The organism is Serratia sp. CMO1, from assembly GCF_015689115.1.
Lineage (GTDB): Bacteria > Pseudomonadota > Gammaproteobacteria > Enterobacterales > Enterobacteriaceae > Serratia > Serratia marcescens.
Genome location: NZ_CP065032.1, coordinates 3203810 through 3225805, shown reverse-complemented (window position 1 = coordinate 3225805; position 21996 = coordinate 3203810). Strand labels below are relative to the sequence as shown.

Annotated in this window: 22 protein-coding genes; 8 read left to right on the top strand and 14 right to left on the bottom strand. The window is 57.8% G+C overall.

The annotated features are described in order from the left end of the window. Positions 1–35: 35 nt before the first annotated feature. The 5 genes from IT763_RS15405 to araD are packed head-to-tail and all read left to right on the top strand — an operon-like array spanning position 36 to position 5550. On the top strand, positions 36–1526 hold the full coding sequence (locus tag IT763_RS15405; protein ID WP_206194816.1) for a sugar ABC transporter ATP-binding protein: 1491 nt from the start codon (positions 36–38) through the stop codon (positions 1524–1526). Then, complete coding sequence (locus tag IT763_RS15400) at positions 1523–2512, top strand: ABC transporter permease (protein ID WP_033632580.1); 990 nt, start codon at positions 1523–1525, stop codon at positions 2510–2512. The genes IT763_RS15405 and IT763_RS15400 overlap by 4 nt, the downstream gene beginning before the upstream one ends. Before the next feature lie 8 nt (positions 2513–2520). Beyond that, the gene (locus IT763_RS15395; RefSeq protein WP_176062902.1) at positions 2521–4008 is read left to right on the top strand and encodes an FGGY-family carbohydrate kinase; all 1488 of its coding nucleotides are present in this window, start codon (positions 2521–2523) and stop codon (positions 4006–4008) included. Then, the gene (locus IT763_RS15390) at positions 3995–4864 is read left to right on the top strand and encodes an L-ribulose-5-phosphate 3-epimerase (RefSeq protein ID WP_176062904.1); all 870 of its coding nucleotides are present in this window, start codon (positions 3995–3997) and stop codon (positions 4862–4864) included. Before IT763_RS15395 ends, IT763_RS15390 begins: the two co-directional genes overlap by 14 nt. After that, positions 4858–5550: an L-ribulose-5-phosphate 4-epimerase gene (gene araD / locus IT763_RS15385; protein ID WP_033632583.1), complete on the top strand. Its 693-nt coding sequence runs from the start codon at positions 4858–4860 to the stop codon at positions 5548–5550. Before IT763_RS15390 ends, araD begins: the two co-directional genes overlap by 7 nt. Before the next feature lie 6 nt (positions 5551–5556). On the opposite strand, the gene IT763_RS15380 is transcribed toward araD, so the two are convergent. From IT763_RS15380 to IT763_RS15360, 5 genes are all read right to left on the bottom strand, one after another. Next, positions 5557–6561: a LacI family DNA-binding transcriptional regulator gene (locus IT763_RS15380; RefSeq protein WP_004935582.1), complete on the bottom strand. Its 1005-nt coding sequence runs from the start codon at positions 6559–6561 to the stop codon at positions 5557–5559. Positions 6562–7256: 695 nt separating this feature from the next. Beyond that, entirely contained in the window at positions 7257–8210 is a 954-nt protein-coding gene (locus IT763_RS15375; RefSeq protein ID WP_176062905.1) for a DUF4062 domain-containing protein, read from the bottom strand. A gap of 235 nt (positions 8211–8445) precedes the next feature. Continuing rightward, the gene (locus IT763_RS15370) at positions 8446–9168 is read right to left on the bottom strand and encodes a hypothetical protein (RefSeq protein WP_206194815.1); all 723 of its coding nucleotides are present in this window, start codon (positions 9166–9168) and stop codon (positions 8446–8448) included. Further along, the gene (locus tag IT763_RS15365) at positions 9165–9533 is read right to left on the bottom strand and encodes a hypothetical protein (RefSeq protein ID WP_176062909.1); all 369 of its coding nucleotides are present in this window, start codon (positions 9531–9533) and stop codon (positions 9165–9167) included. Before IT763_RS15365 ends, IT763_RS15370 begins: the two co-directional genes overlap by 4 nt. A 463-nt stretch (positions 9534–9996) precedes the next feature. Beyond that, positions 9997–10881: a LysR family transcriptional regulator gene (locus IT763_RS15360; RefSeq protein ID WP_176062911.1), complete on the bottom strand. Its 885-nt coding sequence runs from the start codon at positions 10879–10881 to the stop codon at positions 9997–9999. 107 nt (positions 10882–10988) lie between these two features. Between IT763_RS15360 and IT763_RS15355 the strand changes: the two genes are divergently transcribed. Both IT763_RS15355 and IT763_RS15350 read left to right on the top strand, forming a co-directional pair. Continuing rightward, positions 10989–12296 carry a serine hydrolase gene (locus IT763_RS15355; protein WP_176062913.1) on the top strand — a complete coding sequence of 436 codons (1308 nt, stop codon included), beginning with the start codon at positions 10989–10991 and terminating at the stop codon, positions 12294–12296. 210 nt (positions 12297–12506) lie between these two features. Then, on the top strand, positions 12507–12728 hold the full coding sequence (locus IT763_RS15350; RefSeq protein WP_164053055.1) for a DUF6434 domain-containing protein: 222 nt from the start codon (positions 12507–12509) through the stop codon (positions 12726–12728). 62 nt (positions 12729–12790) lie between these two features. Here the strand turns inward: IT763_RS15350 and lptG are convergent, their stop codons facing one another. The 7 genes from lptG to IT763_RS15315 all read right to left on the bottom strand — a co-directional run bounded on the left by lptG (position 12791) and on the right by IT763_RS15315 (position 19382). Beyond that, positions 12791–13870, bottom strand: a complete 1080-nt coding sequence (gene lptG / locus IT763_RS15345) for an LPS export ABC transporter permease LptG (RefSeq protein ID WP_079449942.1) — start codon at positions 13868–13870, stop codon at positions 12791–12793. Continuing rightward, positions 13867–14937, bottom strand: a complete 1071-nt coding sequence (lptF, locus tag IT763_RS15340) for an LPS export ABC transporter permease LptF (protein ID WP_016927022.1) — start codon at positions 14935–14937, stop codon at positions 13867–13869. The genes lptG and lptF overlap by 4 nt, the downstream gene beginning before the upstream one ends. A gap of 28 nt (positions 14938–14965) precedes the next feature. Next, positions 14966–15532: a YtfJ family protein gene (locus IT763_RS15335; RefSeq protein ID WP_176063861.1), complete on the bottom strand. Its 567-nt coding sequence runs from the start codon at positions 15530–15532 to the stop codon at positions 14966–14968. A 20-nt stretch (positions 15533–15552) separates the two neighbouring features. After that, positions 15553–16425 (bottom strand): hypothetical protein, encoded by an 873-nt coding sequence (locus IT763_RS15330; RefSeq protein ID WP_206194814.1) that lies wholly within the window; start codon positions 16423–16425, stop codon positions 15553–15555. Next, complete coding sequence (locus IT763_RS15325) at positions 16422–17759, bottom strand: lipopolysaccharide biosynthesis protein (protein WP_004935553.1); 1338 nt, start codon at positions 17757–17759, stop codon at positions 16422–16424. Before IT763_RS15325 ends, IT763_RS15330 begins: the two co-directional genes overlap by 4 nt. Positions 17760–17831: 72 nt before the next feature. After that, positions 17832–18626 (bottom strand): hypothetical protein, encoded by a 795-nt coding sequence (locus IT763_RS15320; RefSeq protein ID WP_049298861.1) that lies wholly within the window; start codon positions 18624–18626, stop codon positions 17832–17834. Positions 18627–18656: 30 nt separating this feature from the next. Then, on the bottom strand, positions 18657–19382 hold the full coding sequence (locus IT763_RS15315; protein WP_033632594.1) for a lipoprotein: 726 nt from the start codon (positions 19380–19382) through the stop codon (positions 18657–18659). 372 nt (positions 19383–19754) lie between these two features. Here IT763_RS15315 and IT763_RS15310 point away from each other — a divergent pair, with 372 nt between their 5' ends. Beyond that, entirely contained in the window at positions 19755–20486 is a 732-nt protein-coding gene (locus tag IT763_RS15310) for an ATP-binding protein (RefSeq protein ID WP_015378484.1), read from the top strand. Positions 20487–20556: 70 nt separating this feature from the next. Here IT763_RS15310 and IT763_RS15305 read toward each other — a convergent pair whose 3' ends face one another. Together IT763_RS15305 and IT763_RS15300 are read right to left on the bottom strand one after the other, a co-directional pair. Next, the gene (locus IT763_RS15305; RefSeq protein WP_033639871.1) at positions 20557–21729 is read right to left on the bottom strand and encodes an aminotransferase class I/II-fold pyridoxal phosphate-dependent enzyme; all 1173 of its coding nucleotides are present in this window, start codon (positions 21727–21729) and stop codon (positions 20557–20559) included. Further along, the gene (locus IT763_RS15300) at positions 21716–21976 is read right to left on the bottom strand and encodes an acyl carrier protein (RefSeq protein WP_004935539.1); all 261 of its coding nucleotides are present in this window, start codon (positions 21974–21976) and stop codon (positions 21716–21718) included. Before IT763_RS15300 ends, IT763_RS15305 begins: the two co-directional genes overlap by 14 nt. Positions 21977–21996: the final 20 nt, after the last annotated feature.

The following is a 21996-nucleotide window of genomic DNA, read 5'->3' as shown; positions in this document are numbered from 1 at the left end:
GCTGCGGCGGGGCATTCGGCGCGGAGGGCAATGCGGTGACACCTTTACTGGAACTGAAGCGAATCAAGAAAAGCTTTCCCGGCGTGAAGGCGCTGGACGGCATCGATCTGGCCATTCAACGCGGCGAGGTGCACGCCCTGCTGGGCGAAAACGGCGCCGGCAAATCGACGCTGGTGAAAATCATGTGCGGCATCTATCAGCCGGACGAGGGCGATATTTTTATCGACGGCGAGCAGCGCCGCTTTAACAACTATCGCCAGGCGATCGAGGCCGGGGTCGGCATTATTTTTCAGGAATTCTCGTTGATTCCCTATATGAGCGCCATCGACAACATCTTCCTCAACCGGGAGATCAGGAACCGCTGGGGCCTGCTGGATCGGCGGGCGATGCGGCGCAAGGCCGAGGCGATCTTCAAGCGGCTGACGGTGGCTATCGATCTCGATTGCCCGGTGGAGCAGTTGAGCGTGGCGCAGCAGCAGTTCGTTGAGATCGCCAAGGCGCTGTCGCTGGAGGCGCGGGTGCTGGTGCTGGATGAACCGACCGCCACGCTGACGCCGGGCGAGGCCGAGCACCTGTTCAGCGTGATGAACGATCTGCGGCTGCTGGGCGTCGGCATGGTGTTTATCTCGCACCACCTGGACGAGATCTTCACCATCTGCGATCGCATCACCGTGCTGCGCGACGGCGCCTACATCGAAACGCTGGCCACCGGCGACACCAACGTGGAAGAACTGGTGCGGCTGATGGTCGGGCGCAAAATCGAGAACGCCTTCCCGGCGAAACAGCACCCGGTCGATACCGCGACGGTGCTGCTGGAGGCGGAGATCCAGCGCGAGAAGCACGGCGCGACCGACCGCTTCCACCTGCACAAGGGCGAGATCCTCGGCTTCGCCGGGCTGGTGGGCTCCGGGCGCACCGAGACCGTCTCGGCGCTGATCGGCGCCAGCCGCTGCCACCGCAAACGCGTCAGCCTCGGCGGCCAACCGGCGGCGCTGCGCTCCCCGGCGCAGGCGCTGGCGCAGGGCATCGGCTTGCTGCCGGAGAGCCGCAAAACCGAGGGCCTGGTGCTGCCGTTCTCGGTGGCGCAGAACATCACCCTCAACCGGCACCACCGGCGCGGCAAGATCTTCGTCAGCGCCCGTAAGGATCGCGACGTGGTGCAGCGGCTGATCCGCGCCGTGGGGGTGAAAACCCCGGACGCCGAGACCGCCGTCAGCACCCTGAGCGGCGGCAACCAGCAGAAGGTGGTGATCGCCCGCTGGCTCAACAATGACTGCAACATCCTGATCTTCGACGAGCCGACGCGCGGCATAGACGTGGGCGCCAAGGCCGAGATCTACCAGCTGATGCAGCAACTGACCCAGCAGGGCATCTCCATCATCATGATTTCTTCCGAACTGCCGGAGATCATCGGCGTGTGCGACCGCGTGCTGGTGTTTCGCGGCGGCCATATCGTCGCCGAGCTGACCGGCGACGACATCGAATCCAACCACATCATGCTTAATGCGACCGGGAGTGCCTTATGATCGGAATTGAACAACCCGCCGTGGCGCGCCGCGCCGCCGGCCTCAGCCTCGGCAAGCGCTGGGAAAAACTGCTGCATCACCCGGCGGTCCTGCCGTTTATCGGCTTCGCTGTCCTGTTCGTGCTGATGAGTCTGCTGAACGACAGCTTCCTCAGCGTCAACAACCTGACCAACGTAGCGCGCCAGGTGTCGATCAACGCCATCATCGCGGTGGGCATGACCTGCGCCATCCTGACCGGCGGCATCGATCTCTCGGTGGGGCCGGTGATGGCGCTGGCCGGTTCGGTCGCCGCCGGGCTGATGCTGGCGGCGGTGCCCATTCCACTGGCGATGGTAGCGGCGTTGGCGCTCGGCGCGCTGTTCGGCCTGGCCAACGGCGCCTGCATCGCCTACCTGCGCATGCCGCCGATCATCGTCACTCTGGCCTCGATGGGCATCGCCCGCGGCCTGGCGCTGCTTTATACCGGCGGCTACCCGATCTCCGGCCTGCCCGACGTCTTCTCCTTCTTCGGCCGCGGCACGGTGCTGGGCATCCAGGTGCCGATCCTGATCATGCTCGGCGTGTATGTGCTGGCCTGGCTGATGCTCAACCAGCTGCCGTTCGGCCGCTACGTCTACGCGATGGGCGGCAATGAAGAGGCGGCGCGCCTGAGCGGCATCCGCGTGCCGCGCTACAAGATGCTGGTGTACGTGATCAGCGGCCTGACCGCCGCGCTGGCCGGGCTGGTGCTGACCTCGCGCCTGATGAGCGGGCAGCCCAACGCCGGCGAAGGCTTCGAGCTGGACGCCATCGCCGCCGTAGTGCTGGGCGGGGCGGCGATCTCCGGCGGGCGCGGCGCCATCGTCGGCACGCTGGTGGGGGCGATGATGCTCGGGGTGCTCAACAACGGCCTCAATCTGATGAACGTATCGCCGTATATCCAGAACGTGGTGAAGGGCGGCATCATCCTGGCCGCCATCTACCTCAGCTCCGTGCGGCGCAAATAGGAGGCGCGATGTCAGTCTTTCTTGGCATAGACGTCGGCGGCACGGTGATCAAGGCCGGGCTGTACCGGGCAAGCGGCGAAGAGCTGGCGATCGCCGAGCGCGACGGCGCGGCGATCGCCGCCCAGCCGGGCTTTAGCGAACGCAATATGGACGCGCTGTGGGATGACGTTTGCGCGGCGATCCGCCAGACGCTGCACGCGGCGGGGCTGGAGGCCGGGCAGGTGCGCGGCGTCAGCTTCTCGGCGCACGGCAAAGGGCTGTACGCCATCGACCGCCACGGCAAACCGGTCGGTAACGGCATCCTCTCCTCGGACAACCGCGCGGCGGCCACGGCGGCTGAGCTGCGCCGCGCCGGCGTGGATGCGCAGAGCTACCCGCGCAGCCTGCAGCCGCTGTGGCCCAGCCACCCGGCGCTGCTGCTGCGCTGGCTGAAGCAGCGGCAGCCGGCGCAATACGCCGCCGTCGATCGCATCCTGATGGCGCACGACTACCTGCGCTTTCGCCTCACCGGCGAGGCGGCGGCCGAAGTGACCAACATCTCCGGCAGCAACCTGTTTAACCAGCGCAGCGGCGCTTACGATCCGGCGCTGATGGCGGCCTTCGGCATCGAAGAGGCGCAGGAGAAGACCGCGCCGGTGATCGGCTCGGCGCAGCTGGCCGGGCGGGTGACGGCCGCGGCGGCGGCGCAGTGCGGCCTGCGAGCGGGCACCGCGGTGTACGGCGGCCTGTTCGACGTGGTGGGCGCGGCGCTCAGCTCCGGCGTGGCCGACGATCGCACGCTCAGCGCGGTGGCGGGCACCTGGTCGATCGCCACCTGCGTGACCGAGCGCATCATTCCCGCCGATTACCCCTACGCCTGGGGGCGCTACTGCATCGACGGCCGCTATTTCGTGCACGAAGGCAGCCCGACCTCGGCCGGCAATTTGGCCTGGTTTCTGCGCCAGTTCTGCGCCGACGACCGGCAGCGCTACGCCCAGTTCAACGCCTGGGTGGCCGAGCGCCGCGAGCAGCCGAGCGGGCTGCTGTTCCTGCCTTATCTGTACGGCTCCAACCTCGGCGGCAACACGCCGGGCGGGCTGATCGGCCTGAGCGCTCACCACGAGATGGCGGACGTGGTGCAGGCGATCTACCAGGGCATCGTGTTTTCGCACCTGATCCATCAGGAGCGCATGGTGCAGCTGAACCCGCGCATCGTACGGGTGCGCATGACCGGCGGGCCGACGCAGTCTGAGGTCTGGATGCAGATGTACGCCGACGCCGGCAACCTGCCGCTTGAGGTGGTGGAAACCCGCCAAAGCGGCTGCCGCGCCGCCGCCCTGTGCGCCGCCGTCGGCGCCGGGGAGTATGCCGGGTTCGCCGAAGCGATCGCCGCCGCGCCGCCCAAATTGCGCTGTTATTATCCCGCGACCGCCGCCCACCGGCGCCTGCGCGCCCAGCAGGCGCGCTATCTGGCGGTCGCCCAGGCTTTGAGTGAGGTGACTGATGCAAACGACTAACGCCGCCTGTCTGGGGCTGTATGAAAAGGCGCTGCCCGCCGAACTGAGCTGGCCGCAGCGGCTGGCCACCGCCGCCGAGCTGGGCTTTGAATTTGTGGAGATGTCGATAGACGAACAGCCGGCGCGCCAGCAGCGGCTGGACTGGGATCGCCGCCAGCGGCTGGCGTTTATCCAGGCGCGGCTCGACAGCGGGGTGACGGTGCCGAGCCTGTGCCTGTCGGCGCACCGGCGCGATCCGTTTGGCAGCCATGACGCCGCCACCCGCGAACGGGCGCGTGTGCTGATGAGCAAGGCGCTGGAACTGGCGACGGATCTCGGCATCCGCAACATCCAGCTGGCGGGCTACGACGTCTATTACGAACCCGCCGATCGCCACAGCCGCGAGCGCTTTATCGAGGGCATGCAGTGGGCGGCGGCGCAGGCCGCCAGGGCGCAGGTGATGCTGTCGGTGGAGGTGATGGACACGCCGTTCATCAACAGCATCAGCAAATGGCGCGACATCGCCCACCACGTCAACAGCCCGTGGTTCACGGTGTATCCCGATCTTGGCAACCTCAGCGCCTGGGGCAACGACGTCGCCGCCGAGCTGGCGCTGGGCATCGGCAGCATCACCGCCGTGCACCTCAAAGACACCGTGGCGGTGGGGCCGGGCAGCGCCGGGCAGTTCCGCGACGTGCCGTTCGGCGAGGGCTGCGTGGATTTCGCCCACGCCTTTTCCGTGCTCAATGCGCTCGGTTATCGCGGCCCCTACCTGCTGGAGATGTGGGCGCGCGAAGACGGGCAGGATAAGCAACGCATCGCCCAGGCCAAGGCCTGGCTCGAACAACAGATGAATGAGGGAGGCATCGCATGCTGAACGAACTCAAGCGGCAGGTGCTGGCCGCCAACCTCAGCCTGCCGGCATACGGGCTGGTGACCTTTACCTGGGGCAACGTCTCGGCGATCGATCGCCAAAGCGGGCTGGTGGTGATCAAGCCTTCGGGCATCGCCTACGAGGCGATGACGCTGGAGGATTTGGTGGTGGTGGATCTGGAGGGTAAGGTGCGCGAAGGGCACCGCAAGCCCTCATCCGACACCGCCACCCACCTGGCGCTGTACCGCGCCTTCGCCGATATCGGCGGCGTGGTGCACACCCACAGCCGCAACGCCACCATCTGGGCGCAGGCCGGGCAGCCGATCCCGGCGCTGGGCACCACCCACGCCGACTACTTTTACGGCGACATTCCCTGCACCCGGCCGATGAGCGAGGCGGAGATCGCCGGGGATTACGAGGGGGAAACCGGCAAGGTGATTATCGAGACCTTCAATCAGGCGGGGCGCGATCCGCAGCAGGTGCCGGGGGTGCTGGTTTACTCCCACGGCCCGTTTGCCTGGGGCAAGGACGCGGCGGATGCGGTGCACAACGCGGTGGTGCTGGAAGAGGTAGCGATCATGGCGATGGCGACGCGCCAGCTGGCGCCGGCCATCGCCCCGATGCAGCCGGAGCTGCTGGACAAACATTTCCTGCGCAAGCACGGCAAACACGCCTACTACGGGCAATAGCGCCCGTCAGCGATTCAACAGCGAGCCGGTGAAGAATTCTCTGCGCACCGGCAACTCGCCGCGCGGGCTGTTAATGGCGCTGAACAACAGCTCCGCGGCGATCTCCCCCAGTTTCTGCGTATCGTGATACACCCCCGGAATGTGCAGGCCGTAAGCGCCGGCGCGCGGCGGCTCGTCTATTGAGAAGAACTTCACCTGCTGATAAAGCCCCATCTCGTGGCAGATGGCGATGGCGCCCAGCGTGATGATGCCGTTCAGGCCGATGATGTAATCCGGGCGGTTCTCCGGCTGCGCCAGATAGGCGCGCACCTCGCTCTCTTGCGAGGTAAAATCGTAGTCGCCGTTGATGATATGAATCTCACGCCCGCTGCCCTGCAAGGCCGCAACGATGCCGGCGGTGCGCGTTAAGGTAATCTCCGAATCCGCCGGGCCGCCGATAATCAAAAGCTTCTGCTCCGGCTGCTCCGCCAGATAGCGCCCGGCCAGCACGCCGATCTCGCGGTTATCGAGGAACACGCCGCTCAGCTGCTGATCGTAGAGATCGCGGTCGATCAGGATCAGCGGCACGCCGTACACCTCGGCCAGCTCGAGATAGGCGGGGCGGTAGCGCTTGTCGTCGCGCACCGCCGACAGCAGGATACCGCGCGCCTTGTAGCCGAACAGCGCCTGAATGGCGCGCATTTCCGCCTCTTCGCTGCCGTCGGTGTCGAACAGCATGATCTGGTAGCCCTGCTGGCGCGCAATGCGCGACACGGTCTTGATCAGGCCGGAATAGAACGGGTTGTACATGCTGCTGGTGACGATGCCGATAATCTGGCTGCTGCTGCTTTTCAGCCCCTGTGCGAACGCGTTGGGCACATAGTTCAGCTCTTTGGCGATGGCGTGAATGCGCTCGCGGGTTTCCGGCTTGACCAGCTCGGGCTTATTGAAGGCGCGGGAAACGGTGATATTGGTCACCCTGGCGCGGCGGGCGATATCCACGATAGTGGCATTGGGATTGGCTTTCGACACCGTCTTTCCTTGCGTTATGCCTCAACAGATCCCTTATTGTAGGGAAAGGGCGGGGGCGGTGCTAGGGGGGAGTTGGGCTGAGTGTTTTTTTATGGGTGTTAAGCTTGTCTTTGGGAAAAACCAAATATATTAGATTGGTTTTTATTTAATGGTTATATTAGTGTTATAATAGTCAAGTAAATCTAATTTACATAAGGTAGCAGAGTGCCGTGAGTATTCACACTTAATAAATGGGTAGTGAATTAATTTTAAAGCAATTAAAATGGTTTTTAATTTTTATGATAACGTAATGGTGATTATTTGATTTCAGTTATTTATATTTAATGTTTCAAATTGTTTCCGCGAGGATATTTTACGTGCCTCATTTTTTATTATGCATCAGCTTTTAATTATTAATATAATTGGCTTGTAAGTTATAATTCTGCGCTGGGTTTCTGAATGACAAAGTAATTACTTTCTCAAACTAAAATCCAATAAATTTATTTTCATATAAAATAAATGGTGGCGTTTTTCTTACATTTAAATTGTTTTGGGTGTAGTGAATTTGAAAAGCAGATAAAATGAACTTATAGTTCATTTTTTTTGTTAAATAACTAAGTTTGTACTCTAGCCAACTTATAAATCCGCACAGTGACGGACTTATAAGTTATCCATTTGATGAAAAAACAATTCCAGACTCCGGACGGAAATTGACATCAGAATGGGATGTCATCGTCGTCATCTGATGGTCCGGTTATTTTTACAATTTTTACAAACTCACTCCGCCAATCTGCAGGGGTCATCACTCTTAACTTATCTTTATTGTCAAAAATATCTTTATTTACGCGAATGCATTTTTGTATTTTCTGATTGTCGAAATCATAGTATCCTTCTGGTGAGTTATCCTCATCAAAAACATATGTTCTTGCACTCAGAAGTTGGGTGAGCTCTTCAAGGTTATAGAAAACAACTCTATATGTTATAGACGCAACTTTTTTTATTGCATCAAATGCAGGGTGGTGAAGCATTAGTATATCATTGACTTGATTTGGGTTTTTATCCTTAACCAGCATATCGACTAAGCTTCTTAATGTTTCACTACTTGTTTTGAGGTCGCTGATTAATTCGCTTTCAAACTCTCTGGTTCTTGTTGCAAGCAGCCTTTGAAAAAGGCCTGCCCATTGCTCTTTAAGAAAACGAATTATATCTTCTACCGTCTCAAAAGGTTCAACAGGATTACCAACGTTTAAATTGAAAATTGTTTGAAGGAAATCGAAAACTTTTATGTTGTCTACTGATATTGGTGTAAATCCGTCCAAATGTTTGTTTTTTTGATATGTGTAATACTCAGAATAGACTGCTTTGTCGACAAAAATATATACCTGCTTACCTTTCTCGAAGGCTTCATTTATTTCATTCTGAGTAATTGATGAGTCATTATTTTTCGATGTCGAGCCGAACTTGCCACCTATTACTGCAATTAATATATCACAAGTGTGAATTTCCCTATAGCAATAGTTTTCTAAAGACTCTTCTTTTCCCCATGGGATATGGCCCCGTTCAAAAAGAACAGGGTCATATCCTATTTCTTTTACAAAACGCTCAAGACTTGCCCTCATAGAGCGTAAGTCAAAAAAAGTTGAACTAATGAAAATGCGCGGTTTTGCCATGATAGAACTCACTATTTTTCTGTTTAATTACTTTATTTAAGCTAAGAATATATTTTCTTTCAAATATCTATAGCTGAAAATATTGAAATATTACATGTATTATCATATTAAATTAATGCTGTGATTTATATATTTTTTATTGTTTAAATAACCTTGATTTTCACTAGCTCAAGAATGATAAAGAGATTTTTCATAGTCTAATTTACTAGTTTTTCATGAGGTTTAATGGTTAAAGTTATGATTGTTTCATGGCTTTTAATAGTTCCACAGGTAGAGCAATTTCTAATTCATTAAGATCTTTGTAAGTTACTATTCTTTTTGACTTGATGTCTACAGGTAAGTCATCGAGTAGTTGTGATACCAAAATTGTTGTTTTATCCAATGCATGTGATAAACCTAACTCGTAAAGTACGTTTGGATTTCTCCCCCCCAAGTTAGCAATGACTACCTTGGCTTGTAAGATATTTTTCAGTACATGAGGAAATATATCTCCTTTGAAATTTTGTTCATCACCTCGAAAACATCTAATATCAGCTTTTTCACATGTAGATTTGATTACGTCATATACCCCATCAAACTCACTATGAAAAGGCGTAAGAACAAATACGTGGTTTTTTTCTACTAAATCAGTGTCCTTTATTCCTGCATTTTTTAAAAAACCATTAATAACCACTTTGCGTTTATCAAAGTCATCAATATCAGAATTCCCATATAGTTGCAAGTGATAGGCATCTTCAAATCTGGATGATGTTTTACTAAGTCTTTTATTTAAAGAGTATATTTGCGACTCCAGATTATGACGAAGAAGATCTAATTCAATTCTATTTTTCTCTTCATTGTAGCGAGACTCTCTTTTTTTTTGCATAGTATGAAACATGAAAGCCATCATAATTGTAACTATAAGCATTAATAGTGAAAATGCAACTATAAATTCAAAAGGATTCATTTCTTTCATCATGTCACCACCTTAAAAACCAAGAATGAAAAAACAAAAACAGTAATAACTGTGTTTAAAAACCACATGCCGAAAGAGTGCCAGTTCTTATCTTCATCTATATATTCCTTGCAAGGCCTATATAATGCTCCCAATTGAAAAACTGCCACTAATAGTATGCCAACGATTAACGTTGCACGATTTTCTAGCCAATGCGGATTAAATGCAGCCGAAGAGATTGCGATTGAGAGTGCCACAAATGTTAAATCAACCGGTAACCCTAAAAGGATCTCACTAATTATCGAGGGAGTTCTGTTTTTATTCACGATAAAGCTACGCAACATGGCGCTTAGTAATACCAAGCATGCAGGTAGTATGAATATGTTCACTTATTTTACCCTTGTTATATACAATGTTACATTCCTTTTTACGCTCTTTATATAAGAATGATAATTTTTAGATGAAAGCCTGTGTGGTTATTTCTTTGCCGGCGGTGAAAAGCTCTATTGTTGCTTCTTTAACGCAAAGGCTAACCAACAAAATAATTAAAAAGCTATTAATTGGCAAATGTAATCATTTAAGATGTGTTTAATTTATATTTACATTGGCCGGTCACCATTGCTTTATCATAGCAATCTTAGACAAAAAAATGAAGATAAGTCTGCAGGATATAATGACTGGATGCCGATTTCTTGTACGGAAAAAATAACTATCATCATTCCTACTCGGCGCCATTTTCAAAGTAACCACTTTCTTAGAATTGCTAGCGAAAGGGCCAAGTGACCCCAGTTTAGCAGGTTGCTGTCCGAAAATTTGGTAATAAAAACCATTAATCCCGTAAAGTCAAACCGATTACTCCCGCCATAACCCCGGCAACAGCCCCAACGTCTCATCAATCAGCGTTCGCCGGTCATTGCCCGGCTTCCAGATGGTCACCATGGTTTGGCTGATCCCCTGGCTGCCCACTTCGGTGCGCAGCGTGTTGACGTTTTTCCACCGTTCGGCATGCATATGCGTCGGCAGGAATCCCCAGCCGCAGCCCTGTTCGAGCAGGGCGCGCAGCATCTCCAGCTCGTTGGTGAAGATAGTGTGCCCGGAAATTTGCAGGCGGCGCGCCACGGGCTCGTCAGAATCCGGGTGCATAATTACCTGCGGAGTCAGGGAGAGTTCCAGCAGCGAGAGCGGCTGTTCCGCGCCGGGGAAAAGCGCTTTTGCGGCGTAAAAGTCCATCTCTATCGCCCCTAAGGCGCGCCACTCCATGGCGTCGCCCACGCTGCGATGGCGCGCCTGGCAGATCCCCAGATCGGCCTGGCCGTTTGCCAGCAACCTTTCCGCTTCTTCGCGCGAGGCGTTAATCAGGCTCAAGCGCGTGTTGCGTTGGGCCATCGCGGCAATCAGCGCCTGCAGTAGCGCGCGGGGCGTAAAGGGATCGTAGACCAGCGAGATTTCCTGCGCCGCGCTCTTCGGCACGTCTTTGGCAAACGCCTCAAACGCTTTCACCTGGCGCATCAGCAGGTGCGCCTGGCGCTGCAGCTGTTCGCCTTCCGGCGTCAGGTGCAGGCTGCGCCCCTCGCGCAGGAACAGCGCATAGCCCAAGCCATCCTCGAGAAAATCAATCAAATCGCGCAGCGTCGTGCGGTCTTTGCCCAGCTTGAGCGCGGCTTTCGCCAGGCTGCCGTGCTCGGCCACGGCGGTGAAGGCTTCCAGTTGGGCAAAGGAATAAATCAGGCTCGGCACGCGGTTCTCCCGTCGATTTTGCGGGGGATTTTCCCCCATTAGGCGTTTTTTATTATAGGCCGCGTTTTTTTAAGCTGAACGCCTTCCTGAGCTAAGCGAGAAAAAATATGAAAAGCAAAGTGTTTAACCGCAGCCTGCTGGCGGGCGTTGTCATCAGTCTCTGCAGCGGCCTGTTGGCGCCCGCCGCCCTGGCCGCCTGTGCGGGCACCGAACTCAGCGCCTGTCCCGCGCCTTTCGATGCGCAATTGCCGGATACGCACAAGATGCTCACCTGGAGCCAGAGCGACCGGGTGATCGGTTTTCGTAACGACTACCGTAACTATGCCGGGGATGTATTTCACCACGGTAACGCTGCGCCGCTGCCGGCTGCCGCTAAACAGCTAACCGACGCCAGCTATCGGGTGAATGGCAAAACCTACCACCTGCAGGATTACCTGCAGCGCCAGAATGTCAGCGGCATGCTGGTATTGAAGAACGGCAAAATCGCCTGGAAATATCTGGGGCAGGGCAATACCGACGCCACGCTGTGGACGTCGCGCTCGGTGGGCAAATCCGTGGTCGCCACGCTGGTGGGTGTGGCGATTAAACAGGGCAAGATCCGCTCGCTCGACGATCTCATCACGCAATACGAACCCGATCTGAAAGGCACCGCGTGGGACGGCGTGACCCTCAGGCAGCTGATCACCCACACCTCCGGCGTGGCGTGGAATGAGGATTACACCAACCCGAAATCGGACTTCGCGCAGCTGACCGAGTGTGAGGCCAGGCCCGGCGCCTATGCCTGCGTGCGCAAGCTGGTGGCCGGTTTGCAGCGTGCGCATCCGGCCGGGCAGAACTGGTCTTACTCCTCCGGCGGCGCGTGGCTGCTGGGCGACGTGCTGGAACGCGCCACCGGCATGCCGCTGGCGGCCTATCTTGAGCAAAGCATCTGGCAGCCCTACGGCATGGCGAGCGACGGCGTGTGGCATGCCTACGCCAAAGGCCAGCACGACGTGGGTGCGCACGGCTTTAACGCCACGCTGGAAGACTGGGGGCGTTTCGGTGAGTTCATTCTGCATAACGGGACGCTGCCGAACGGCAAACAGATCTTGCCGGCTGATTGGGTAGCCCAGTCGGCCAACTGGACGCGGGCGGCGGGCTCGGTGTCGGCGGCGCATCCTGACGGCATCTACGGCTACCAGTGGTGGAACAATGAAGTGCCGGCGAATGCGGCTAACGTAGAACCCACTCCGCAGGCGTCCCTCAAGCATTCTCTGTGGGCGCTGGGGATCTTCGGCCAGATGATCATGGTCAATCAGGCGGAGAATCTGGTGATCGTCCAGTGGTCCACCTGGCCGCAGGCGGAGCCTTCCTTCAGCGCCCAACCGCTGGAGGCATCGCTGATGTTTAGTGCGATAGCCAAGGAACTGCGTTAATCCCACTGAACGAACAGGGGCGGTTGCCACTCCGCCCCTGTTTGAAGGCGATGGCAAAAATGCGCTCGTACATATAACAGCGCGTAAATGGCGATCTGGACTATGCTTTTCTCCACATCCACTTTGCGCCGAAATGGGCGTGACAAAAGTGCGACTTGTCAGACCAGGTTGAAGCTCTTTATCGAACGGCTCTTCACAGGAGTGGTTAAATTGAAAATCGATTGGCATAGCGCATTGCTAACACGCGCCACGATCGTGGATAAAAGCTACAAAAATACGCAAAACGTTCGTCGTTTCATGGTTGAGGCGTGCGGAGAAGATTTTCGCTTCGATCGTGAGTTTATGGCATGGATACGCAATGACATGCCAAAGACGTTAGGTGATGTCGTCGATGAGTGGCGGCGCAGGTACTCCCTCAACCTTAGCGGATAGGGTGCAACCTGCGGACGAGTAAATCACCTGCAGCCCTTCCCATCATTCCACGGTTCTCACTCCTAACCCCGCCGATCAAACCGATAAACCAGCGCCAGCGCCAACGCCAGGAGCAACAGGGGCGGAGCGAGGGCGGTGAAGGGCGCGTTGAGGGCGAACAGCAACCCCAGATTGAGGACGATTTGGTAAGCGATGTAGGTCAGCAGCCCAATGATGACGCCGAGCGCTAATCGGCTGCCCATGCCGGGCGCACGTGGGGCGGTGAAGGTAAACGGGATGGCCAGCAAAATCATCGCCAGCACCAGCAGAGGCTGGCCGAGTTTTTTCCACAGCGCCAGGCGGTATTCGGTGCTGGGTTGCCCAGAGCCCTGCAGATAATCGATATAGCGATCCAGCTGTTGGAGCGAGAAACTGCCCGCCGGCAGGGTCAGCTCTTTCAGGCTCGGCACCGCGAACAGCGAGCGCCAGAGCAGGCTGTCTTGCCGCGCAATCGTCTCCTTTCTGCCTTGCCAGCTTTTCTGCATCACGTTGTGCAGCAGCCAGTTGCCGTCGGCGGCGGTGCTGGCGCTGTCGGCGTAAATGTAAGACTCCAGCGCGCGGTTGGCCTGATAACGGAAGATCTCAATGCCGTGGGGCTGGTCGTTCTCATCGACGGTTTTTACCGTCACAAACTCGTTGCCGCGCCGCGCCCACAGCGGGTTAACGGTGACGTCGTTACTGTTCGACTGCGCCAGCGCGTTGTTTTTCATCTGCAGCGCGCGTTGTTGCAGCGGCGAGGCGGCCCATTCATCGAGGGCGCCGAGCGAGAGGTTCATCAGCAGCCCGGCGGCGAGCATCACCAGCGCGATGCGGAATATCGACATCCCGGCGGAACGGATCGCCGTCAGCTCCAGGCTTTTAGACAGCTGCCCCAGCCCGACGATGCCGCCGAGCAGCGCGATAAACGGCCCCAGATCGACCAGGCTGCGCGGCAGCGTCATCACGGTCACTAGCAGCGCCTGCTGCCAGCGGTAGCCGCCCGGAGTGACGTCCTCCAGCTCGTTGATCAGCGTAAAGGTGGTGAACAGCGGGATGAGCAGCCCGGCCGCGGCGGCGAAGCCGATGAACACGTTGCGGATCAGGTAACGGCTAAAAATAGTCATCGGGAGGGTTTCCGCAGCAGGGATAAGTCGCGCGCCAGCAGCAGGGCGATGCCGACAGCCATCGCCAGCGGCACCAGCCAAACGCCGGGGATCGTCGGCAGAGAGCCGTTGGCCACCAGCGTGCGGCAAATGTTGCCGCCATAGAAAATCACGGTAAACAGCACCGTCAGGGGCAGCAGCGCGGCGTAGCGCCCCTGCCGCGGCTTGATGCGGCTAAAGGGGATCGCCAGCAGCACCATCAGCACGGTGGTCAGCCCACGGCTCTCGCGCCATTGCAGTTCGGCGGCGTCGCCTGGATCGGCGGAGCGCGCCAGTTCCGCCGGCGAGGCCGACTTGTGCCGGCTCTCGGCGCTGGGCACGAACGGTTTGAGCGCGATGTCAAAGTTGTCGTAATTCTGGCCGTTGTCGTCGGCGCCCTGGCGATCCAGCACATAGGCGGTGCCGGTTTTCAGCCGCACGGCGGGGCTGGCGGGAGAGGCGTCGAGCACTTCCACCGACTGCGCGCGGTACAGGTTGGTGTGATGGCCGCCGCGCACATAAATCAGGGCGTCCGTCAGGTGGTTGGCCGTTTTGTCGACGTGATTGGCGAGGATCATGCGGCCGTTGCCGCTGACGTTGAATTTGTCGGCCTGCAGGTGGCTCACGTCCAGCACCGATTGCGACTGTTGCTGCAGCTGATAAATATTGGCGTACGCCCAGGGCCTGCCATACAGCGACAGCAGCGTGACCGCGATCGCCAGCGGCACGGCGAGCAGCAGCACCGCCTTGTACAGCCGCAGCGGGCTGGCGCCGGCGGCCAGCATGGCGGTGATCTCCGCATCGCTGTACATCTGGCTCAGCGCGACCGCTACCGAGACATACAGCGCGACGGGCAATATCATCTCCAGCGCGATCAGCGATTTATAGAAAACCACGTCGGCCACCACCCGCAGCGCCAGCGTGCCGTTGGCGGCGTCGGTCAGGTAGCGCTGGGCGGAGTAGCTGGCGAACATGAAGATCAGAAACCCGGCGATCATCATCACCAGACGGCGGATCTCAACCGTGATATAGCGTTCAATCAAAGACATGCGTTATCAGTTCCCGGCGGCGTGCGCTTCATGGCGTCTCCTGCGCGATCAGCGCGCGCAGCAGGGCGATCACCTGGTCAACTTCCTGCGGGGTGAGTGCGCCGTCCTTCGCCCACTGCACGCGCCCGGCCTTGTCCAGCACTACGATGGTGGAGCTTTCCTCCGGCAGCCGCCAGGCCATGCGCCCCAGCCCGTCGCTGTCGACGATGAATTGCGCCCAGGGATAATGCCGCTTGTTTTTCTCGATCTTGCCGCGCACGAAGAAGCCGGAGCCCGGAATCGCATCGTCGGTGTTGACGATGGTGGTCGGCTGGAAGCGATCGCCCGGCAGGTTCGCGTCCTTAACGGCGTTGATCAGCAGCGAATTCTTCTTTTTGGCGGAGGTGCGCCCGGCGATGTACTGGATCACCCGCACCTTGCCCGCCAGTTTTGCGCTGTTCCACGGCCGGTAGCTGAAATCGCCGTTGCGCAGCAGCAGCTCGCCGCGATCGGCGATGGCGATCGGCGCCACCGGCCGGCCATGCACGAAGTTATGCGCAGATGCCGTCAGCGGCGACAGCAGCAGCGCAAGGGTCAGCAAGCGAGGTAACGTCATCATGGCTCCGTGCAACCCGCTTATCTGCCCGCCGCGATGGCCGGCTGGGAAAACGACAGCGGAAAACGCGCCAGCAGCAGCTCCAGGCGCTGGCGGATGTCGATATCCAGGATCGCCGGCCGATCATAGATATCGCCGCCGGCCAGCTTGTCCGCCACCATCACGTCATGCCGGTCGCCCATCAGGCCGTTAATCGCCGCCAGGAAGCGCGAGATCTGCCGGGCCTCGCGGTTGTCGGGATCGATCGATCTCAGCGTGTCGTAGAACGAGACCTGGCGGCTGACGATTTTGCGCACGTCATGGAACTGATGCCCGGTCAGCGCCGGGCCGGCGATCAGCGTTTGCAGCTGGCGCATTTGCTCCTGGCGGTAGGTGTGAATAAAGCCCTGTGCACTTTCCAGCCGGGTGTGGCGCAGCGCATAGCGCACGTAAGACCACACAGGCTTGCTGAGCAGCAGCCGCAGCAGGTTGCCGTACAGCGTCAGGTTCTTCTGGTTGCCGTTGCGAAACGCGTCCTGAAAATGGCCGAGCACCACGGTGGTGGTGTGGAACAGGCGGTTGGCGCGGTGGGGGGCGCCGTACAGCTGCTGGGCGAAGCGCAGGTGCTTATAGCGGGCGCGGATATATTTGTAGCGCATGCGGGTCGCCGCCGCCAACTGCGGATCTTGCAGGAAACCGTTCACCAATTGCAGCAGCTCGCGGCGGGAAAAGCCGTCTTCCCAAAACTGCAGGCACAGCGCGTAGTTGTCCCGAATGCTCTCGGGGGAGCATTCCAGATCGATCTGCTGCGGCAGGCTGATATTCGCCTCAACCAGGTCGTCCTCTTCCACCGCGACAAACAGCGCCTGGGTGGTTTCGGCGGAGAACTTTTTCCAATTATTGCTAGCGGTCATTGATTACTCTCTTTGGGCACATTCAGCCCCAACATAAAGCGATTGCGGTAGGCGCCGATCGTCGGTATCAGGGATAACAGAACGTCTAAACATTGCCCAAGTAAATAAGCGAAGGCGGCGCCCTGCACGCCGAAGGCATACGCCATCGACACCAGCAGCGCAATGTAGGCCGCCGAGGCCGTCGCCTGCGCGATCAGGAAAGCGCGCTGCTTGCCCGCCATAAACAGTAAGGATTCCTGCGGGAAGCCCATCATGGAGACGATGATCGCGCCCAGCATGATTTGAATCAGGTCATAGGCTTCCAGGTATTGCTGCCCGAAGACCGCGGAAATAAGCGGCTTGCCCACCAGCAACATCAACACCGCGACGGCCAGGCCGATGCCGCCGGCCAGCAGCGAGGAGCGCAGGCCGAGCAGCCACGGGGTCTTGGTGCGCGGATCCAGGCGCATGATCTCGGGATAGAAGCTTTTCTCCAGCAGCTTGGCCGGGGTGCCCGTCGCATCGAAGAAGGTCATGGCGATCTTGAACAGCCCGGCGGCGGCCGGCCCGAGCACCACGCCCACCAGCACGGTGGTGCAGGAGTTGCGCGCGGCCCAGATGGTATGGGCGATGTTGGTGGTCCAGACGAAGTTCCAGGCGCCCTCGATGCGGCGCGCGACGTTGAACAGGCGCGGCCTCAGCGCGCCGTGGATATCGCGGCGGCGCAGTTCGCGCGCAGTGAACCACCAAAACAGCGTGCCGCCGATCAGGTTCGAGGCGTACCAGGTGACGATAAAGCCGGGGAACCCCAGATCGAAATAATAGGAGATGACGCTGCCCACCGCCTGCAGGAACGGCTTGATCGCCTGCTGGATGGCGATGAGATCGAAGCGGTTGAAGGCGCGCAGCACGCCGGTCGGCGTGGACGAGGTCATCGATGGGATCAGGGTGCAGTACAGCATGGCGAGCCAGAAGCTTTCGCTGTCCAGCCCCAGGGCGTGAGACAAGAATGGCAGCATGATCATGCCGCCCAGCACGGCGATGACGCCGCTGGCGATATCCAGGCCGAAGGAGAAGGCGACGACGTCGCGGAAGCGCCCGGTATTTTGATGCTCCAGCGCCGGAGTGCCGAATTGCACAACAAACTGCCAGGTCTGGAATTTGATGAAATCGCTGACCGCTTTGGTATAGGCCTGGATCACCACCAGCACGCCGAACATTTCAGGCGACATGCCTTTACCGGCGCAGGAGAGCGCCAGCAGGCCGAGCAGCGCGCTGGCGACGCTGCCGGAGCCCAGGTAGGCGGCATTACGTAAAATGGAACGAAACGCGCCGTCGGAAAACCACCGTTTCATAGCCCAAACCAGCCGTTATCGTTGTTTTGCTGCATTTTGTGTTCCGCAGTCATGCGCTTGCCCTGTATTCGTTTAATAAACCTGAGTTTCTTTACCGGCGTTCTCGCCGGGTTGCCCGAGATCGCTCTGCGGGCGCTTCGCGGGGTTCACCACGGCGGAAATGGCGTTGAGCGCATTGCTCAGCACCTCGTCGTAAGGGGCTCTGGCGTCCAGCTCGATGATGCGCGAGCCGTTGTATTGCAGGCGCACCATGGCGGCGATCTTGTCTTTCAGCTCTTCGTAACTGTGATCGGGCTTGCGGGAAAAGGCCGTATCGACGTCGATATCAAGGCGAATGATCAGCGCCGGCCGATAGACGGCCATGCGTTGATATAAACGGCGTTCGCGCGCCGCCAGGCGGCTCAATAGCCACCCTTTTGCGCGCTCCACGCCGATGCCGGGCCCATCGTAGTAAAAGCCTGAGATTTCCGCCTGCGGGTAGCGATCGCTTATCACCAGAACGCCGCTCTGCGCCAGCCGCCGCACCTTGCGCAGGTTGGATGCGCGCCACAGCGAAAAACCGTACATGATCAGCGCCGCCCACAGCGCCGGCGGCCTGTTGCTCATGCGCTGGGTTTTGTCGGATTTCGCCGCCAGGCGCCGTTCCAGCCACACGCCGATGAACGGCAACTTTTTGATTTTGTCGCCGTCTTCGCCGGAGATCAGCCCCAAATAGCGCCGCTCCGTGGGGCGATGTTGCTGCAGGTTTTTCACCAGGTCGGCGGTCAGCGTGGACTTGCCCGTGCCGTCGCTGCCCACCACGGCAATCAGCCCGGTGATGCAGGCGGGAGAGGTATCCTGTTCGGCGGTGAGTTTATTTTTTTTCATCTGTTTCGGTACGAAAAGGTTATTTGTCGGCTAGGCATTGGCGGCCCTCAGCGATATTTTAACGGCGCGCAGCGATGCGTCGAAAATACGGTCGGCGGGTTCGCGGCCGTCTAAATCCAATATGTTAGCGCCGTTAAACGTCAGGTGCGGGATGACGGCGATCTTTTCACGCAACGCCGCCAGCGAGTGATCGGGTTTGCGTGAATAGGCCGTTTGTTCGTCAATATCCAGCCGAATTAATAATAAGGGCTGATAAGACGCCATCCATTGGTACAGGTTTTGTTCGCGCTTTCTCAACCAGCGGATCCAGCGATTGCCGCCGGCGGTTTTCGCCAACTGCGGGCCATCGAAACGAAACCCCGCCACTTCGGCCTGCGGATAACGATCGGTGATCAGTAATGCGCCGCTGCGGCTTTTCTTCAGCATGCGACGGAATTTATAAACGCGCCAATAGGAGAGTAAAAATATCACCAGCGCCGTGGCATTATCCGGCGGTGTGGAAGGGCGCTCATGCACGCGTTCCGATTTCTTCAGCAAATAACGCCCGAAGGGCGCGCCAATAATCGGCAGCGAACTGATCCATTCGCCGATGCGCCCGGAAGACTGGCCGAGATACAGCAGTTCGGCAGGTTCTTGTGCCGATAACGCGTTGACCAGGCTGGCGGCTAATGTGGATTTTCCCGAGCCGTCACAGCCGGTTATCGCTATTACGCGCACGGGCGAGCGATCAGATGAAGGTCTTATCTGCTGACTCACAATAATTGATCCAATGCGAAAAAAACTATTGTATTCCAATACGCCTTGGGTTCAAGATATTTATTGTGCTTTGCTGCGATAAAATAATGAGATCGGCATTCTTCTTCGTTATTTGAATTGATATTCATGGCGTTTGTTCTTGTTATTTTGTGCTAATTGTTCGTGCGTGGGCCGGTTTCGCTTTTTATGTTAATTTTCGGCATGGCTCACGGCGAAAAAAGAGCAGAGGTTTTCAATTTTCGCTTAATATTTTGTGCTTTTTGGCGCTGCGTATGGCAAATTTTTTTTCACGCAGCCGCCGCGGCAATGATAAGCGAACGTTCGCTTCAAATATGGCACGCCGTTTCTGGTGTATTGAAAGAGAGTCTTATTATGAGTGCAAAATTTCCGCCGCTGATTGCGGTTATCGGCAGCGACGGATCGGGTAAGTCCACCGTTTGTGAACATCTGATCGAGTATGTGAAACATTATGGCCCGGCGGTGCAGGTGCATCTGGGCAAACAGGCAGGCAACGTCGGGCGCGCGGCAGCGAAATTGCCGCTGCTCGGGCGCTCGGTGGGCAAGGCTATCGAGAGCAATACCAAAAAAGTCAAAACGAAAAAATCCCGGATTGGCCTGTTGCCGTCGGCGGTGATCATCGCTTTCGTGGGGCGGCGGCTGCTGCGTTTTCGCCGCATGCTGGCGTATCGCCGGCAAGGGTTCATCGTGTTGACCGACCGTTTTCCGCAGGCGCAGATCCCTGGCGCTTACGATGGCACGGTTTTTCCCGTCGACGTTGAAGGCAGCCGTTTCGTCCGTTGGCTGGCGGCGCGTGAACGGGCGGCGTTTCAATGGATGGCGGGGCAAAAACCGGATCTGGTGCTCAAGCTGAATGTCAGTCTGGACGTGGCCTGTGCGCGCAAACCCGATCACCGCAAAGCGGCGCTGGAGAAGAAGATCGCCGTCACGCCTTTATTGACGTTCGAAGGCGCCGACATCGTGGATCTCGATGCCGATCGGCCGATCGAGGAGGTGCTTTCGGCGGCGGAAAAAGCCATCGCGGAATTTATGGCGGCGCAGGGGTATCGCTATTCGGCTGATGGGGTATCAACGGCTGCGCACTGAGGCGCGCATCTGTTCGGCAGGGCGGCGAGGCCATTTTCGGCACCGCCGCCGCGGCCGAGAGGGAAAGGCTTTATTTTTTCAGCGCCGCAAAGGCGCGCACGATGGCGTCGATTTCTTCATCACTGTGCGCGGCATTGACGCTGCAGCGCAGCAGGGTCACGCCCGCCGGCGCGGCCGGTGGCAGCACCAGGTTCACATAGACGCCGTGGGCGATCAGCTCGCGCCAGAAACGCAACCCTTCTTCCTTTGAACCGATCATGACCGGCACCACCGGGCTGATGCGCGGCCCCAGGGTATAGCCCAGCTCGGCGAGGCCGTGGTACAGACGGTGCGCATTGCTCCACAGTTTTTCCCGCAGCTCGGGATGGCGGGCGATTTTTTGCAGCGCCGTGCGCACCGAAGCGATGCTGGACGGCGACGGCGAAGCGGTAAAAATATACGGCCGGCTGCTGTAGCGCAGCACGTCCATCCCCTTGCCGCCGACGGCGAAACCGCCTATCGAAGCCAGGCTTTTGCTGAAGGTGCCCAGGATGATATCCACATCTTGCTCGACGCCCAGCGCTTCGGCCAGGCCGCGGCCGCGCTCGCCCATTACGCCGAAGGAGTGCGCTTCGTCCACCAGCAGATACCCGCCCAATCGCCGTTTGATGTCGACGATTTCCACCAGCGGGGCGACGTCGCCCAGCATGCTGTAGATGCCTTCCACGATAATGATCGCCTCGCGGGCGCGTTCGCCCAGGCGCACCATGCGGCGCTCCAGATCGGCGGCGTCATTGTGGCGGAAGCGAATAATTTCCGCGCCGCCGAGGGCGCAGGCGTCGTAAATGCTCGCGTGGCTGTCCGCGTCGATCAGCACCACGGCACCCGGCCCCGCCAGCGTGCTGATGACACCCAGGTTGGCGGTATAGCCGGTGGAGAACACGATGGCGCTCGGGCGATCGAAGAATTCCGCCAGCTCCCGTTCCAGCGTCAGGTGCGATCCGTAACTGCCGTTCGCCATGCGCGAGCCGGTGGTGCCGGTGCCGAGCGCGGCCAGAGCCGCCTGGCCGGCGGCGATCGCCTGCGCATCGAACGTCAGGCCAAGGTAATTATTGGTGCCGGCGAGGACAATCTTTTGATCGCCGATGCGCCCCTGGGTGGCGGAATACACTTCGTCGATACAGGTGCCGAACGGATTCAGACCGGACGTTTGAAATTGTTCACGGTCATTGGCGAGCCGCGCAAACTTATCATACAGTCCCATGGTGTTTCTCCAGATAAGGGCGCAGCGCGTCAAGCAGTTGCTCAGGCGTTCTGACATCAAGCAATATATTGATAGGAATGGAGATATCTAATTCATCTTCCAGCATCATCAGCAGATCCAAGACTCTGATGGATTCCAGGCCAAGATCATTGACGAGATCGCTATCAGGTTTTATTTCCACTCCGCCTTCGACGATACCTTGCAAACACGTCAGGATATAATCCATTACAGCATCGCGATTTAGCATAAGAACGTTGACACACCTCT

Excerpts from the sequence above, each read along its gene's own strand:
- araD (WP_033632583.1), top strand. The coding sequence starts at position 4,858 with ATGCTGAACGAACTCAAGCGGCAGGTGCTGGCCGCCAACCTCAGCCTG.
- IT763_RS15310 (WP_015378484.1), top strand. The coding sequence starts at position 19,755 with ATGAGTGCAAAATTTCCGCCGCTGATTGCGGTTATCGGCAGCGACGGA.
- IT763_RS15375 (WP_176062905.1), bottom strand. The coding sequence starts at position 8,210 with ATGGCAAAACCGCGCATTTTCATTAGTTCAACTTTTTTTGACTTACGC.
- IT763_RS15400 (WP_033632580.1), top strand. The coding sequence starts at position 1,523 with ATGATCGGAATTGAACAACCCGCCGTGGCGCGCCGCGCCGCCGGCCTC.
- IT763_RS15330 (WP_206194814.1), bottom strand. The coding sequence starts at position 16,425 with ATGACCGCTAGCAATAATTGGAAAAAGTTCTCCGCCGAAACCACCCAG.
- IT763_RS15335 (WP_176063861.1), bottom strand. The coding sequence starts at position 15,532 with ATGACGTTACCTCGCTTGCTGACCCTTGCGCTGCTGCTGTCGCCGCTG.
- IT763_RS15325 (WP_004935553.1), bottom strand. The coding sequence starts at position 17,759 with ATGAAACGGTGGTTTTCCGACGGCGCGTTTCGTTCCATTTTACGTAAT.
- lptF (WP_016927022.1), bottom strand. The coding sequence starts at position 14,937 with ATGTCTTTGATTGAACGCTATATCACGGTTGAGATCCGCCGTCTGGTG.
- IT763_RS15305 (WP_033639871.1), bottom strand. The coding sequence starts at position 21,729 with ATGGGACTGTATGATAAGTTTGCGCGGCTCGCCAATGACCGTGAACAA.
- IT763_RS15395 (WP_176062902.1), top strand. The coding sequence starts at position 2,521 with ATGTCAGTCTTTCTTGGCATAGACGTCGGCGGCACGGTGATCAAGGCC.
- IT763_RS15390 (WP_176062904.1), top strand. The coding sequence starts at position 3,995 with ATGCAAACGACTAACGCCGCCTGTCTGGGGCTGTATGAAAAGGCGCTG.
- lptG (WP_079449942.1), bottom strand. The coding sequence starts at position 13,870 with ATGACTATTTTTAGCCGTTACCTGATCCGCAACGTGTTCATCGGCTTC.
- IT763_RS15320 (WP_049298861.1), bottom strand. The coding sequence starts at position 18,626 with ATGAAAAAAAATAAACTCACCGCCGAACAGGATACCTCTCCCGCCTGC.
- IT763_RS15300 (WP_004935539.1), bottom strand. The coding sequence starts at position 21,976 with ATGCTAAATCGCGATGCTGTAATGGATTATATCCTGACGTGTTTGCAA.
- IT763_RS15355 (WP_176062913.1), top strand. The coding sequence starts at position 10,989 with ATGAAAAGCAAAGTGTTTAACCGCAGCCTGCTGGCGGGCGTTGTCATC.
- IT763_RS15370 (WP_206194815.1), bottom strand. The coding sequence starts at position 9,168 with ATGATGAAAGAAATGAATCCTTTTGAATTTATAGTTGCATTTTCACTA.